General features: G+C 64.8%; 10 protein-coding genes. 6 read left to right on the top strand and 4 right to left on the bottom strand.

What is annotated here, in order from left to right; translation table 11 throughout:
- Positions 1 to 10: 10 nt before the first annotated feature.
- From chrA to LPB04_RS10815, 4 genes are read left to right on the top strand one after another with little or no spacing between them, the layout of a single operon-like run.
- Positions 11 to 1,363: a chromate efflux transporter gene (gene chrA / locus LPB04_RS10830; protein WP_193688668.1), complete on the top strand. Its 1,353-nt coding sequence runs from the start codon at positions 11 to 13 to the stop codon at positions 1,361 to 1,363.
- Complete coding sequence (gene moaA / locus LPB04_RS10825; protein ID WP_193688667.1) at positions 1,356 to 2,465, top strand: GTP 3',8-cyclase MoaA; 1,110 nt, start codon at positions 1,356 to 1,358, stop codon at positions 2,463 to 2,465. Before chrA ends, moaA begins: the two co-directional genes overlap by 8 nt.
- A 34-nt stretch (positions 2,466 to 2,499) precedes the next feature.
- Positions 2,500 to 4,377, top strand: coding sequence for a molybdopterin molybdotransferase MoeA (gene moeA, locus LPB04_RS10820; protein WP_193688666.1), 1,878 nt, complete (start codon positions 2,500 to 2,502; stop codon positions 4,375 to 4,377).
- Between the two features lie 29 nt (positions 4,378 to 4,406).
- A complete protein-coding gene (locus LPB04_RS10815; protein ID WP_227496704.1) occupies positions 4,407 to 5,009 on the top strand; it encodes an REP-associated tyrosine transposase in 603 nt (200 codons plus the stop codon).
- A gap of 119 nt (positions 5,010 to 5,128) precedes the next feature.
- On the opposite strand, the gene LPB04_RS10810 is transcribed toward LPB04_RS10815, so the two are convergent.
- From LPB04_RS10810 to LPB04_RS10795, 4 genes are all read right to left on the bottom strand, one after another.
- Complete coding sequence (locus tag LPB04_RS10810; protein WP_193688665.1) at positions 5,129 to 6,448, bottom strand: DNA recombination protein RmuC; 1,320 nt, start codon at positions 6,446 to 6,448, stop codon at positions 5,129 to 5,131.
- Positions 6,448 to 6,837 (bottom strand): group II truncated hemoglobin, encoded by a 390-nt coding sequence (locus LPB04_RS10805; protein WP_193688664.1) that lies wholly within the window; start codon positions 6,835 to 6,837, stop codon positions 6,448 to 6,450. Before LPB04_RS10805 ends, LPB04_RS10810 begins: the two co-directional genes overlap by 1 nt.
- Before the next feature lie 77 nt (positions 6,838 to 6,914).
- The gene (locus tag LPB04_RS10800) at positions 6,915 to 9,449 is read right to left on the bottom strand and encodes an ABC transporter permease (RefSeq protein WP_227496703.1); all 2,535 of its coding nucleotides are present in this window, start codon (positions 9,447 to 9,449) and stop codon (positions 6,915 to 6,917) included.
- A 12-nt stretch (positions 9,450 to 9,461) separates the two neighbouring features.
- Entirely contained in the window at positions 9,462 to 10,469 is a 1,008-nt protein-coding gene (locus tag LPB04_RS10795) for an adenosine deaminase (protein ID WP_193688663.1), read from the bottom strand.
- Positions 10,470 to 11,127: 658 nt separating this feature from the next.
- Here LPB04_RS10795 and LPB04_RS10790 point away from each other — a divergent pair.
- Positions 11,128 to 13,050 (top strand): PrkA family serine protein kinase, encoded by a 1,923-nt coding sequence (locus LPB04_RS10790; RefSeq protein WP_193688662.1) that lies wholly within the window; start codon positions 11,128 to 11,130, stop codon positions 13,048 to 13,050.
- 210 nt (positions 13,051 to 13,260) lie between these two features.
- Positions 13,261 to 14,532, top strand: coding sequence for a YeaH/YhbH family protein (locus LPB04_RS10785; RefSeq protein WP_193688661.1), 1,272 nt, complete (start codon positions 13,261 to 13,263; stop codon positions 14,530 to 14,532).
- The last annotated feature ends 11 nt before the right edge of the window (positions 14,533 to 14,543 follow it).

The following is a 14,543-nucleotide window of genomic DNA, read 5'->3' as shown; positions in this document are numbered from 1 at the left end:
CACCGAGACCATGACCGATCACCCCGTACCCGCCCCCGTCAGCCTGCGCGTCGCCTTTCTCTACTGGCTCAAGCTCGGCTTCATCAGCTTCGGCGGCCCGGCCGGCCAGATCGCGCTGATGCACAGCGAGCTGGTCGAGCGCCGGCGCTGGATTTCCGAAGGCCGCTTCCTGCATGCGCTGAACTACTGCATGCTGCTGCCCGGTCCCGAGGCGACGCAACTGGCCGTCTACATCGGCTGGCTGCTGCACCGCACGCGCGGCGGGATCATCGCCGGCGTCCTGTTCGTCCTGCCCTCGCTGCTGATCCTGATCGGCCTGTCCTGGATCTACCTCGCCTGGGGCCATTTGACCGTGGTGGCCGGGATCATGAACGGCATCAAGCCGGCGGTCGTCGCGATCGTGCTGGCCGCCGCCTGGCGCATCGGCAGCCGCACGCTGCGCAACGGCATCCTGATCGCGATTGCCTGCGCCGCCTTCGTCGCGATTGCCTTGCTGGCGCTCCCCTTCCCGCTGATCGTGCTGGCGGCGGCGCTGGCCGGCATGCTGGGAGCGCGTTTGCGACCCCAGGCTTTCCAGCCGGTCGGCGGGCATGGCGGCGCGCACGCGCAGCCTGAAACGCAGCGGCCGCGCGCGCTCATCGACGACGATACGCCGACGCCGGAACACGCGCGCTTCTCGCGCCGCCGGCTGGCGGCCGTGCTCATTGTCGGCGTCGGCCTGATGCTCCTTGTCTGGCTGCTGCTCGCCGGCTGGGGCGGCAGCGGTGGCAAAGGCGGCGGCACGCTGGCGCAGATGGGCTGGTTCTTCAGCAAGGCCGCCCTGCTCACCTTCGGCGGCGCCTATGCCGTGCTGCCCTATGTCGTGCAGGGCGCGGTCGAGCAGTACGGCTGGCTGAGCGCGCCGCAGATGATCGACGGCCTGGCGCTGGGAGAGACGACGCCGGGTCCCTTGATCATGATCGTCGCCTTCGTCGGTTTCGTCGGCGGCTGGACCCATGCGGTGTTCGGGCCGGCCGCGCCCTGGCTGGGCGGCGTCGCCGGCGCCACGGTGGCCACGCTGTTCACCTTCATTCCCTCCTTCGTCTTCATCCTGGCCGGCGGCCCGCTGGTCGAGTCCACGCGCGGCAACCTGCGCCTGACGGCGCCCCTGACCGCCATCTCGGCGGCAGTGGTCGGGGTGATCGCCAGCCTGGCGCTCTACTTCGGGCGCGAGGTCTTCTTCGCCGGCGGGTCGGTCCAGCCGCAGGCGATCGTGCTCGGCCTGCTGGCCGCGGTCGCCCTGCTGCGCTACAAGGTCGGGACGATCACCCTGATCGCCTCCTGTGCGGCGGCTGGCCTCGTGCTATCGTATTGGCATGTCTGAAAAAATCATCATGCTGCACGACCTGCGCGCGCCTGCGCTGGCCGTCCCGGCAGTACCCGCGGCGCCCAGCGGCCTCCTGACCGATGCCTTGTCGCGCCCCCTGCACGACCTGCGCATCTCCGTCACCGACCGCTGCAATTTCCGCTGCGTCTACTGCATGCCGAAGGAAGTGTTCGGCAAGGATTATCCCTACCTGCCGCACGGCGACCTGCTCAGCTTCGAGGAAATCACACGCGTGGCGAGCCTGTTCATCGCCCATGGCGTCGAGAAGATCCGCCTGACCGGCGGCGAGCCGCTGCTGCGCAAGAACCTGGAACACCTGGTGGCGATGCTGCGCGCCCTGCCGACGCCGTCAGGCCGCCCGCTCGACCTGACCCTCACCACCAACGGCTCGCTGCTGGCCCGCAAAGCGCGGGCGCTGAAGGATGCGGGCCTGGACCGGGTGACCGTCTCGCTCGACGCGCTGGACGATGCCGTCTTCAAGCGCATGAACGACGTCGATTTCGCCGTGGCCGACGTACTGGCCGGGATCGACGCGGCGCACGCCGTCGGGCTCGGCCCGGTAAAGGTCAACATGGTCGTCAAGCGCGGCACCAACGACGACCAGATCGTGCCGATGGCGCGCCATTTCAAAGGCTCGCCGACGATCCTGCGCTTCATCGAATACATGGACGTGGGCGCCTCGAACGGCTGGAACATGGATGAAGTCGTGCCGTCCGGCGAAGTGGTCAGCCGCATCGGGGCCGAGCTGCCCCTGGCGCCGGTTGCCGCCAATTACACGGGCGAGACGGCCGCGCGCTGGCGCTATCTCGACGGCGGCGGCGAGGTCGGCGTCATCTCCAGCGTCACCGGCGCCTTCTGCAAGGATTGCAGCCGCATGCGCCTCTCCACCGAGGGCAAGCTGTACACGTGTTTGTTCGCCACCCGCGGGCACGACCTGCGCGCCCTGCTGCGCGCCGGCCACGACGACCTCGCCCTCAGCGGTGCGATTGCCCAGCTGTGGCAGGGCCGCACGGACCGCTATTCGGAAACGCGCACGGCCGAGACAAGGGGTATCGAGCGCGGCGCACGCAAAGTCGAAATGTCGTATATCGGTGGGTAAACAAGCGGTGGATAAACAAGCGGCAGTTCAATACATGACACAACAAGCATCGATCAGCGGGTTGATCCTCGCAGGCGGACGTGGCACGCGCATGGGCCAGGTCGACAAGGGCCTGCAGCCGTTTCGCGGCAAGACCATGGCGGCGCACGTGCTCGAGCGGCTCGCGCCGCAAGTCGCACAGGTCGCGATCAACGCCAACCAGAACCAGGAAACCTATGCGGCGCTCGGCGTGCCGGTGTGGCCGGACGACCTGCCCGGCTTCATGGGGCCGCTGGCCGGCATGGAAACCGGCATGCGGCGCTGCGCAACGGAGTATCTGCTCACCGCGCCCTGCGATTCACCCTTCCTGCCGCCGGATCTCGCCGAGCGGCTGCTGACGGCACTGCGCGAGCAGGACGCGGACCTGGCCTTCGCCATGACGCAGGAGCCGGGGCAAAGGCCGCAGCCGCATCCGGTGTTCTGCCTGGTGAAGGCGTCCCTGCTGCCGGTCCTGTCGGCCTATCTGGCCGAGGGCGGCCGCCGCATGGACGGCTGGTACACCGATTTGAAGGCGGTCGAGGTGCTGTTCGAGGACGCGGACGCCTTCCGCAACATCAACACGCTCGAGGAGCTGCACAGCCTCGATACGGTCCGGGCGCCGCGCCTGGCGGACGTGACGAGCTGCCTCTCGGCCTACGATCCGGACGCGCTGCCGGTCAAGGATGCGCAGCGCATCATCCGCGAGTTCGTGCAGCCCGTGCAGGCCGTCGAGCAGGTGGCGCTGCGCGCCGCCCTGGGCCGCGTGCTGGCGCGCGACATCGTCTCGCCGATCGACGTGCCGGCGCACGACAACTCGGCGATGGATGGCTATGCCTTGCGTGGCGCGGACTTGCCGGCAGACGGGAAAGTACGCCTGGCGGTGGTCGGCACCGTCTACGCGGGCAAACCGGGAACGCGCGTGCCGGGCCCCGGCGAATGCGTGCGCATCATGACGGGCGGCGTCATGCCCGAGGGCTGCGACAGCGTAATCCCGCAGGAATTCGTGGCGGAAGAAGGCGAAGGGTCGATCGTCATCGCGGCCGGGGTAGTAAAGGCCGGCGACAACCGCCGCTTCGCCGGCGAAGATCTAAAGGCCGGCAGCGCCGCGCTCAAGGCCGGCAAGGTGATCCGCCCGGCCGACCTGGGCCTGGTCGCCTCGCTCGGCATCGCCGAAGTACCGGTGCGGCGCCGCCTGCGCGTGGCCTTCTTCTCGACCGGCGACGAACTGCGCTCGATCGGGCAACAGCTCGACGAAGGCAGCGTCTACGACAGTAACCGCTACACGATCTACGGCATGCTGCAGCGCCTGGGCTGCGACATCATCGACATGGGCATCGTGCGCGACGACCCGGCCGCGCTCGAGGAAGCCCTGCGCAGCGCCTGCGAGAATGCCGACGCCATCATCACCTCGGGCGGCGTGTCGGTGGGCGCGGCCGACTACACGAAACAGATCATGGCGCGCCTGGGCGACGTCACCTTCTGGAAGATCGGCATGCGTCCGGGCCGCCCGCTCGCCTTCGGCCGCATCGCCTCGAACGGGCACAGCGCCTTCCTGTTCGGGCTGCCGGGCAATCCGGTGGCGGTGATGGTCTCGTTCTACTTCTTCGCCCGCGAGGCCCTGCTGCGCATGATGGGCGCCGACGCGCCGCTGCCGCTGCTGCGCGCGCGCTCGGTGGGGGCGATCCGCAAGAAGCCCGGCCGCACGGAATATCAGCGAGGGGTCCTGACGCATGGGGAGGACGGCATGGCCCAGGTAAGGATTACCGGTTCGCAGGGCTCGGGCATTCTGCGCTCGATGTCGGAGGCGAATTGCATGGTGGTGCTGCATGATGGGCAAGGCAATGTGGCGGCCGGCGACATGGTCGACGTCCTGATGTTCGAGGGACTCGTGTAGGGTGGGCGGGTCTCCCGCCCATTCTCCGCTTGACCTACATCACCGCACGGCACGCGCGAATCGTGCGCGCACTGGCGCTCATTTACGATCGCGCGATGTCCCGATATCGCCGCGCCCTTACCGGCTCCACTTTCTTTTTCACGCTGGTCGCGTACCGGCGCCGCCCCATTCTGTGCGACGACGTGATCCTGCGCGCATTACGGGGCGCCATCCTCGCGGTGCGTTCACGTCGTCCGTTCACGATTGACGCCTGGGTGCAACTTCCCGATCATCTGCACTGCATCTGGACGCTGCCGCAAGACGACACCAATTTCTCCCGACGCTGGTCAGAGATCAAACATCACGTTTCGTACGCTTGTCACGGCATGTACGACGGGCCGGCATTATCGCAACGGATGAAGCGCAGCCGCCTCGCAACGATCTGGCAGCCGCGCTTTTGGGAGCACCGGATTCGAGACGAACGGGATCTCAGCCAGCATGTCGATTACATCCACATCAATCCAGTTCGGCACGGCCACGCGCAGCATGCGTCGTTATGGCCGTATTCGAGTTTTGCACGATATGTGCGTAACGGGATTTATCCCGCGGATTGGTGTGGGCCGGTTGATGAAACGGGATTATGTTGGGAGTGATTACGACAAAAACGCCGCGCGGCCAATCACGCGGGGGGTGAACGCGTGGGCGGGAGACCCGCCCACCCTACGGGCGGCGCAAATGAACCGGTAAGTTCAGCAACGCGTCGGCGCCACCGTCATTCCTCGCGCTCGGCTTCGGGGCCCAGCATCAGTTGCGCGGCCTCGCTCGGCAAGGCCTCCACGGATTTGAGCTTCCTGGCCATCTGTCGGCTGCGCACTTCCGCATTTTCGATATTCTTGGCCGCCTTCTCCAGCGTCAGCTTGGTCGCCGCCAGCACGTCGCCGAACTTGCCGAACTCGGTCTTCACCGCGCCCAGCACCTGCCACACTTCGGACGAGCGTTTTTCCAGCGCCAGCGTGCGGAAGCCCATCTGCAGGCTGTTGAGCAGGGCCGACAGGGTCGACGGGCCGGCGATCGTCACGCGCAGCGTGCGCTGCAGGTCGTCGGCCAGGCCGGGACGGCGCATGACCTCGGCATACAGGCCTTCCGTCGGCAGGAACAGGATCGCAAAATCGGTCGTCTGCGGCGGGCAGACATATTTTTCGCAAATCGTCTTCGCCTCGTTGCGCACCGCGCGTTCGAGCTCGCCGCCGTACTTCGCGACACCTTCGGCGTCGGCGCGGTCCTGGGCTTCGACCAGGCGCTCGTACTGCTCTTTCGGGAACTTGGCGTCGATCGGCAACCATAGCGGCGCGCCGCCGTCGACCACGCCCGGCAGCTTGATCGCGAATTCGACCCGTGCATTGGTACCGGCTACAGTCTCGACGTTCTTCGCGTACTGGTCGACCGTCAGCACCTGCTCGAGCAGCATCTCGAGCTGCACTTCGCCCCAGGTGCCGCGCGTCTTCACGTTGGTCAGCACGCGCTTCAAGTCGCCCACGCCGATCGCCAGCTGCTGCATCTCGCCCAGGCCCTGGTGCACCTTTTCGAGCCGCTCCGACACCTGGCGGAAGGATTCGGTCAATCTCGTTTCCAGCGTCGTGTGCAGCTTTTCGTCGACCGTCTGGCGCATCTCCTCCAGCCGCTTGGCGTTATCGACCTGCAGGTCGCGGATCTTGTGTTCCAGCGTGGCGCGCACTTCGAGCATGCGCTGGGCGTTCGATTCGGTGAGGTTGCTCAGCGTCTGCTGAAGGGTGTCGGCAAAGCGCTTGAGCGAGCGGGCCTGCTCTTCGCGTCCGCCGGCGGCGTGCAGCTGCATCTGCTGGCGCATGCTGTCGAGTTGCTGGGCGCCGGCTGCCTGGTGCTGGGCCATGTGGCCGGCCAGTTCCTGGCGCGTGGCCTGGGCGCTGTGCTGGAGTTCCTGGCGCAGTTCGCGCTCGAGGCGTTCGAAGGCCAGGGCGCTGCCGTCGCTGCGTCCGCGCAGGAGCAGCAGCACCTGCAAGGCGATCACTGCAAGCACGCCGGCAGCAAGCAAGGCAAATTCGAATGTGGACATCAGTCGGCCTTGTTGCGCATCCAGTCGGCGGTCTGGTAGAAGGACTGCATCAGGCGCATGCGCAAGTCTTCCTCGATGCCGATGTCTTCCATCGCCCAGGCCATGGCGCGCAGCCACTGGTCGCGCTCGCTGGTGCCGATCCCGAACGGCAGGTGCCGGGCGCGCAGGCGCGGATGGCCGTGGCGCTCGACGAAGAGGTCCGGGCCGCCCATCCAGCCGGACAGGAACATGAAGAGTTTTTCGCGCGAACTGTCGTTCGGCTTGGGGTGCAGGGCGTGGATGCCGGCAAATTCCGGCTCCAGCTCCATCAGGTCGTAGAAGCGGTCGACCAGTTCACGCAGGCGGGTTTCGCCGCCGATGATTTCGTACAGGGTTTGGTTCTCGGACATACCATCATGATAGCCTGACGCCCAGTCGGCGACTAGTAGGGTGGGCACTTGTGCCCACGCGGGAACGCAGAATAGTGTTAGCCGGCTTCACGCAGCGTCTGCAAGGGCGGCTGGCGCAGCACGCTGCGCAGGCCGAGCCAGCCGCCCACGAGTGCGCACACGATCCCGGCCACGAGCCCGGCCAGCCACACGCCCGGCTCGAAGCTCCACGGGAACTTGAACTGGTAATTGGCCAGCGCCCAGCCCAGCAGCGCAGCACCGGATGCGGCCAGCAGGCCGGCCAGGCCGCCGACCAGCACGAACTCGATGCGCTGCGCCTGCGCCAGCTGCTTGCGCGTCGCGCCCAGCGCCCGCAGCAGGCCCGCTTCGCGCGTGCGCTCGGACGTCGATCCCATCAGCGCCGCATACAGCACCAGCACGCCCGATGCCAGCGTGAACAGGAACAGGAACTCGACCGCGACCACCACCTGGTCGACCACTTCCTGCACCTGGCGGATGATGCCGCTGACGTCGATCACGGTGAGATTCGGATAGGCGCGCGCCAGCGTGTTGGCCAGCCCCGCGCCCTGCTGCGGCAGGTGGAAGGCCGTCATGTAGGTCGCAGGCGCATTCGCCATCGCCTGCGGATTGATGATGACGAAGAAGTTGGCGCGCATCGAGCCCCATTCCAGCTTGCGCAGGCTGGTCACTTTCGCATCGACCACGATACCGGCCATGTCGAAGCGCATGACGTCGCCCAGTTTCAGGCCCAGGGTCTTGGCGATGCCCTGCTCGACCGAGGCTTCCGCTACGCCCGGCGCATCCGCATACCACTTGCCGGCGACGATGTCGTTGCCTTCCGGGGCCTGCGCCATGGTAGAGAGGTTGAATTCGCGGTTGGCCAGGCGGCGCGCATCCTCGGTCGTGTAAGTCGCCGCGGTGATGGCCTTGCCGTTCACTGCCGTCAGGCGGCCGCGGATCATCGGGTACAGCACCGGCTTGTCGACCCCGGCACCCGCGATGCGGCGCGCGACATCCTCCTTCTGCTCGGGCAGCACGTTGATGATGAAGCGGTTCGGGGCGTTCTCCGGCGTGGCGCGCTGCCAGGCCGCGACCAGGTCGCCGCGCACCACGGTCAAGAGCAGCAGCGCCATCAGGCCCAGCGCCAGCGACACCACCTGCACGATGGTCGCGCCGGGGCGGCGCTGCAGCGAGGTGACGGCGAAGCGCCAGCCCTGGTGGCCCGAGACGTTGCGCACCCGGCGCAGCAGTTTCAGGGCCAGCCAGGCGACCAGCGCGAAGACCGCGAAGCCGCCGAGGAAGCCGCCCGCCGTCAGCAGCGCCAGCTTCGGCTCGCCCGCCTGCCACAGCAGCAGCGCGACGAACACGCCGATGCCAAGGCCATAGGTGGCGAGCGCCATCGGCTGCGGCGCGGCCTGCTCGCGCCGGATCACGCGGTTGTGCGGCACGTTGCGCAGTTGAAGGACGGGCGGCAGCGCGAAGCCGACCAGCAGCAGCATGCCGGTGGCGATGCCCTGCAGGGCTGGCAGCATGGACACCGGCGGCAGGTCGGCCGGCAGCAAGTTGCCGATCAATTGCAGCAGGATGAAATGGGCGCCGAAGCCGACCAGCACGCCGATGACGCTGCCCGCCAGGCCGACGATGGCGAATTCGATCAGGTACATCATGCCGACGCCGTTCTGGGTCATGCCGAGGCAGCGCAGCATGGCGCAGGCGTCCAGGTGGCGCTGCATGAAACGGCGCGCCGCCATCGCCACGGCCACCGCTGCCAGCATCGCCGACAGCAGGCCGACCAGCGACAGGAAGCGGTCGGCCCGCTCCAGCGTCGCCTGCATTTCGGGGCGGCCGTTTTCGATCGACTCGATGCGCACGCCCTTCACGTTATCAAGCTCGATGCGCGCGCGCAGCCAGGTTTCGAATTCGCGTACCCGGGCCAGGTCGTTGTTCGAGGGCGCCGCCACCAGCAGCTTGTAGGTCACGCGCGCAAAATCGTCGACCAGGCCGGTCGATTTCAGATCGCTTAATGACAGCATCACGCGCGGCGCGAAATTGGCGAAGGAGGCGCCGCGGTCCGGCTCGGCCGCGACCAGTTGGGCAATCGTGAACCTGCGTTCGCCCACCTGCAGCGCGTCGCCGACTTTCACGTTCAGCGCCGGCAGCAAATTCGCGTCGACCCAGACGGTGCCGGGAGCCGGAATCGTCCGCGCGGGAACCCCGCGCGCGGCGCTGGCTTCATCGGGACTGGTGGTGACGCGCAGTACCCCGCGCAGCGGATAACCGTTCGACACGGCCTTGATCGAGGCCAGCTGGGCCTGGGAAGCCTCGCCCTCCCCGCCCTGGGCCATGCTGGGAAAGGTGACGGTGTCGGCCAGCAGCAGGCCGCGCCGCTGCGCTTCCTGGCGCCAGGCGGGCAGGATCGGATTGTCGGCGTTGACCAGCAGGTCGGCGCCGAGCAGCTGATTCGCATCGCGCGCCAGTCCCGCGCGCATGCGGTCGATGAAGAAGCCGCTTGATGACAGGGCCGAGACGGCGACGATCAGCGCCACCAATAGAAAGCGCAATTCGCCCGCGCGCCAGTCGCGCGCGGTCATGCGGAGGGACTGGATCAGCACGGGCAGCTTCCTTTAGCGGGCGCCGAAAAAGTCGTCGACTTCCGCCAGGAAGGCACGCTTCTGCTCGGGATCGAGGAAGGCGGCACTGAAGGAGTTGCGGGCGAGCTGGCGCGCATGCGAGGCGTCGAGCGGCAGGGCCTCGAAGGCGGCGATGAAATTGTCGTTCATGTAGCCGCCAAAATAGGCAGGGTCGTCCGAGTTGACGGTGGCGACCAGGCCCTTGTCGAGCAGGGTGCGCAGGTTGTGCGAACCCATCACGTCGAATACGCGCAGCTTGATGTTCGACAGCGGGCAGACGGTCAACGCCATCTGTTCGCGCACCAGGCGCTCGACCAGCTCCGGGCTTTCCAGGCAGCGCACGCCGTGGTCGATGCGTTCGACATTGAGCACGTCGAGCGCGCTTTCGATATAGCTTGGGGGGCCCTCCTCGCCCGCATGCGCCACCAGGCGCAGGCCGAGCTGGCGCGCACGCTCGAAGACACGCGCGAATTTTTCCGGCGGATGGCCTACTTCAGAGGAGTCGAGGCCGACGCCGATGAATTTGTCGCGGTGCGGCAGTGCTTCGTCGAGCGTGGCAAGCGCTTCTTCCTCGGACAGGTGGCGCAGGAAGCACATGATCAGGGTGGCGCTGATCGGCGCGTCCTGGCAGGCGCGCCAGATGCCGTTGATGACGGTCTCGAAAGGCACGCCGCGCACGGTATGCGTCTGCGGATCGAAGAAGATCTCGGCATGGCGCACGTTGTCGGCGGCGGCGCGCGCCAGGTAGGCGGCCGTCATGTCGTAGAAATCCTGTTCATGCAGCAGCACGCTGGCGCCGGCGTAATAGATGTCGAGGAAGGACTGCAAATCCGAGAAAGCGTAGGCCTGGCGCAACGCTTCGACCGATGGATAAGGTAGCGATACGCCATTTCTTTGCGCCAACGCAAAGATCAGTTCCGGCTCGAGCGAGCCCTCGATATGGATGTGCAATTCAGCCTTCGGCATCTGTTCAATGGTCTGGCGCAGCTGCTCGTTCAGCATGGGATGTTCTCCGTCAAAGGCGGTTTTTCGGGGCAGGATCGACAAGTGTACCGCATGCCGATGGTGCCCTGTTTTCATTGGACGAGAGAGCGAAAAATCACGCCTTTCGCGTGCGCCACCGGCCCGCCGGATCGTGCACTATCGGACCAGAACTTTCGTCACCCCAGCAGTAAGGACTGCTGGAAATAGCCATACAGAATGCATAAAAGTTTGGCCGCCAGCGGCTGCTTAGACGTTTTCCGCATAAGCATAAAATCTATCGTTTTCCGTGAATAATCAAACGCTTACAGGTGTTACAACTACGGAATCGAGAGTGCTTTGACTTCGGGTACTAATAGGCACATAATAAATTTCAGAAACATAAAAAGACCCTTTCATCCACGGGACATCCGGCCACAAGCCGGCTCAAAAAAGAACAATCCGCCTGAGCCGCCGCGCACGCCGCGCGGCGCTACCAGGACGACCCGCCTAACGGGTGGGAAGCTCGGGAAACCATCGCGAGCGAAGGAGTGTTGACCGTGCAGCACACGCCAGCAATCCGACGTCTAATGGTTCATCGCGCTCCCGTATCTACGCCAAGAAAATCGGGGCTTTGGTGGCCGGCTGCATGCCGTCCATCGTGACAGTGATCGTTGTTAGCAAACTAAAGGACATGCACATGACCATTTTTGACAACTACGCAGCCCGTTACGAGCGTACCCGTGAAGAAGAATATTCCCTGTCCGAATATCTTGCTCTCTGTAAGAAAGACCCGCTGACCTATGCCAGCGCGCCGGAGCGCATGCTCGCTGCGATCGGTGAGCCGCAGCTCGTCGATACCCGGCTCGATCCGCGCATGTCGCGCATCTTTGCCAACAAGGTCATCAAGGTCTATCCCGCCTTCCGCGAGTTCTACGGCATGGAGGAAGTGATCGAACAGGTCGTTTCCTACTTCCGCCACGCCGCGCAGGGGCTGGAAGAACGCAAGCAGATCCTGTATCTGCTGGGCCCGGTCGGCGGCGGCAAGTCGTCGATTGCGGAAAAGCTGAAACACTTGATGGAGCAAGTGCCCTTCTACGCGATTAAGGGTTCGCCCGTGAACGAATCGCCGCTCGGCCTCTTCAACGAGGACGAGGACGGCGTCATCCTGGAAGAAGACTACGGCATCCCGCGCCGCTACCTGCGCTCGATCCCGAGCCCGTGGGCGGTCAAACGCCTGCACGAGTTCGGCGGCGACATCAACAAGTTCCGGGTCGTCAAGCGCTACCCTTCGATCCTGAAACAAGTCGCCATCTCGAAGACCGAGCCGGGCGACGAGAACAACCAGGACATCTCCTCGCTGGTCGGCAAGGTCGACATCCGCAAGCTCGAGGATTATTCGCAGGACGATCCGGACGCCTACAGCTATTCCGGCGGCCTGTGCCTGGCGAACCAGGGCCTGATGGAATTCGTCGAGATGTTCAAGGCCCCGATCAAAGTGCTGCACCCCTTGCTGACGGCCACCCAGGAAGGCAATTACAAGGGCACCGAGGGCTTCGGCGCGATTCCTTTCGAGGGCATCATCCTGGCGCACTCGAACGAGTCGGAGTGGAAGACCTTCCGCAACAACCGCAACAACGAGGCATTCCTCGACCGGATCTATATCGTGAAGGTGCCGTATTGCCTGCGCATTTCCGACGAGATCAAGATTTACGATAAGTTGGTGCGCAACTCTTCCCTCGAGAAGGCGCCCTGCGCGCCGGGCACGCTGCGCATGATGGCGCAGTTCGCGATCCTGTCGCGCCTGAAGGATCCGGAAAATTCGAGCATCTATTCGAAGATGCTGGTCTACGACGGCGAGAACCTGAAGGACACCGATCCGAAAGCCAAGTCGCTGCACGAATATGTCGACTATGCCGGCGTGGACGAAGGCATGAACGGCTTGTCGACGCGCTTTGCCTTCAAGATCCTGTCGAAAGTCTTCAACTTCGACAATACCGAAGTGGCGGCCAATCCGGTGCACCTGCTGTATGTACTGGAGCAGCAGATCGAGCGCGAGCAGTTCCCGCCCGAACTCGAACAGCGCTACCACTCGTATATCAAGGAACACCTGGCGCAGCGCTATGTCGACTTCATCGGCAAGGAAATCCAGACCGCCTATCTGGAAAGCTATTCGGAATACGGCCAGAACATTTTCGACCGTTATGTGACCTTTGCCGACTTCTGGATCCAGGACCAGGAATTCCGCGATCCGGACACCGGCGAGAGTTTCGATCGCGAATCGCTCAACGCCGAGCTGGAAAAGATCGAGAAGCCGGCAGGCATCTCGAATCCGAAGGATTTCCGCAACGAGATCGTCAACTTCGGCTTGCGGGCCCGGGCGACCAACGGCGGCAAGAATCCGGCCTGGACCAGCTACGAAAAGTTCCGCACCGTGATCGAGAAGAAAATGTTCTCGAATACGGAGGAACTGCTGCCGGTGATTTCGTTCAACGCCAAGGCAAGTGCCGAGGACGCGACGAAGCATGCCGACTTCGTCAACCGCATGGTCGAGAAAGGCTATACGGCCAAGCAGGTGCGGCTGCTGTGCGAATGGTATCTGCGTGTGAGGAAGTCGTCGTAACAGGCGGCACCGGCGGCGCGTCCGGATGGGTAGGCCGGCCGCCGCCCCGACTGCCGGCATCGGCCGTCCGCAAAACGGTACGTTGCGTGCCCTCCGGCGCAATTTCGACTACCCTGCCAGACGTGCGCACCCCGCTTATGCACGCTGCGTATTAAGATAGGGGGACCGCGGCAGATTGCGGTCCGCCGCGGTTTTAACAGGAGGCATGTTTTGACTTACCTCATCGACCGACGCTTGCAGGGCAAGAACAAGTCCGCGGTGAACCGTGAACGCTTCCTGCGCCGCTACAAGGCGCAAATCAAGGATGCGGTCGGCCGCGCGATCAAGGGCCGCTCGATCACCGACATCGAGAACGGCGAAAAAGTCTCGATCCCCGTCAAGGACGTCAACGAACCGCATTTCGGCCACGCCCATGGCGGCGTGTGGGAAACCATTAACCCTGGCAATACCGAATACCAGAAAGGCGACCAGTTCAACCGTCCGCGCAGCGGCGGCGGCGGTTCCGGCCGCGGCCGCGCCGGCAACAGCGAACAGACCAGCGAGGACGATTTCATCTTCGAGCTCTCGCGCGAAGAATTCATGAATTACTTCTTCGAAGACCTCGAGCTGCCGAACATGGTCAAGACCCAGCTCACGCAGACGATCGATTTCAAAACCCAGCGCGCCGGCTACAACGTGTCGGGCACGCCGTCCAACATCCACGTGCTGCGTTCGCTGCGCGGCGCGCTCGGGCGGCGCATCGCGGTGGGCGGTCCCAGCCGCCGGGCAGCGAGCGAGCTGCAGCAGGAGCTTGAAGCGCTGTTCGACGCCGAGGTGCCCGAGGACGACCCGCGCGTCGTCGAGATCAGGAAAAAAATCCACCACCTGCATACGCGCATCAACGCGATTCCCTTCATCGATCCGTTCGACCTGCGCTACAGCAACCGCATCAAGGTGCCGAAGCCCAGCACCCAGGCCGTGATGTTCTGCGTCATGGACGTGTCCGGCTCGATGGACGAAACGCGCAAGGACACCGCCAAGCGTTTCTTCATCCTGCTGTATCTTTTCCTCAAACGCGTCTACGAGCGCATCGACGTCGTCTTCATCCGCCACCACACGGCCGCGGCCGAAGTCGACGAGGACGAATTCTTCCACTCGCGCGAGTCCGGCGGCACCGTCGTGTCCTCGGCCCTGCACCTGCTGCAGAAGGTGATCGCCGAGCGCTACTCGAGTTCCGACTGGAACGCCTACGTCGCCCAGGCCTCGGACGGCGACAACTGGGACAACGACTCGGTACTGTGCAAGCAGCTACTGAACAACGGCATCATGCCGAAGGTGCAGTACTACACCTATGTCGAAATCACCGACGGGCCGCCGCAGAACCTGTGGGAGCAATACACCGAGGTCGCCGCGCACCACGCCAACTTCGCCATGCAGAAGATCGTGACGCCGGCCGACATCTACCCGGTCTTCCGCGAGCTGTTCAAAAAGCAGCCCAAGTAACCCGATAGGCA

The sequence above is a fragment of the Massilia litorea genome (assembly GCF_015101885.1).
In the GTDB taxonomy this organism is placed as follows: Bacteria; Pseudomonadota; Gammaproteobacteria; order Burkholderiales; family Burkholderiaceae_D; genus Telluria; species Telluria litorea.
Note: the sequence above shows the minus strand (reverse complement) of the source record. Positions and strands in the feature narration are given on the sequence as shown.

What these genes read in the sequence shown, in the direction of transcription:
- moeA (WP_193688666.1), top strand. Translation starts at nt 2,500, where the DNA reads ATGACACAACAAGCATCGATCAGCGGGTTGATCCTCGCAGGCGGACGT.
- LPB04_RS10790 (WP_193688662.1), top strand. Translation starts at nt 11,128, where the DNA reads ATGACCATTTTTGACAACTACGCAGCCCGTTACGAGCGTACCCGTGAA.
- LPB04_RS10805 (WP_193688664.1), bottom strand. Translation starts at nt 6,837, where the DNA reads ATGTCCGAGAACCAAACCCTGTACGAAATCATCGGCGGCGAAACCCGC.
- LPB04_RS10810 (WP_193688665.1), bottom strand. Translation starts at nt 6,448, where the DNA reads ATGTCCACATTCGAATTTGCCTTGCTTGCTGCCGGCGTGCTTGCAGTG.
- chrA (WP_193688668.1), top strand. Translation starts at nt 11, where the DNA reads ATGACCGATCACCCCGTACCCGCCCCCGTCAGCCTGCGCGTCGCCTTT.
- LPB04_RS10795 (WP_193688663.1), bottom strand. Translation starts at nt 10,469, where the DNA reads ATGCTGAACGAGCAGCTGCGCCAGACCATTGAACAGATGCCGAAGGCT.
- moaA (WP_193688667.1), top strand. Translation starts at nt 1,356, where the DNA reads ATGTCTGAAAAAATCATCATGCTGCACGACCTGCGCGCGCCTGCGCTG.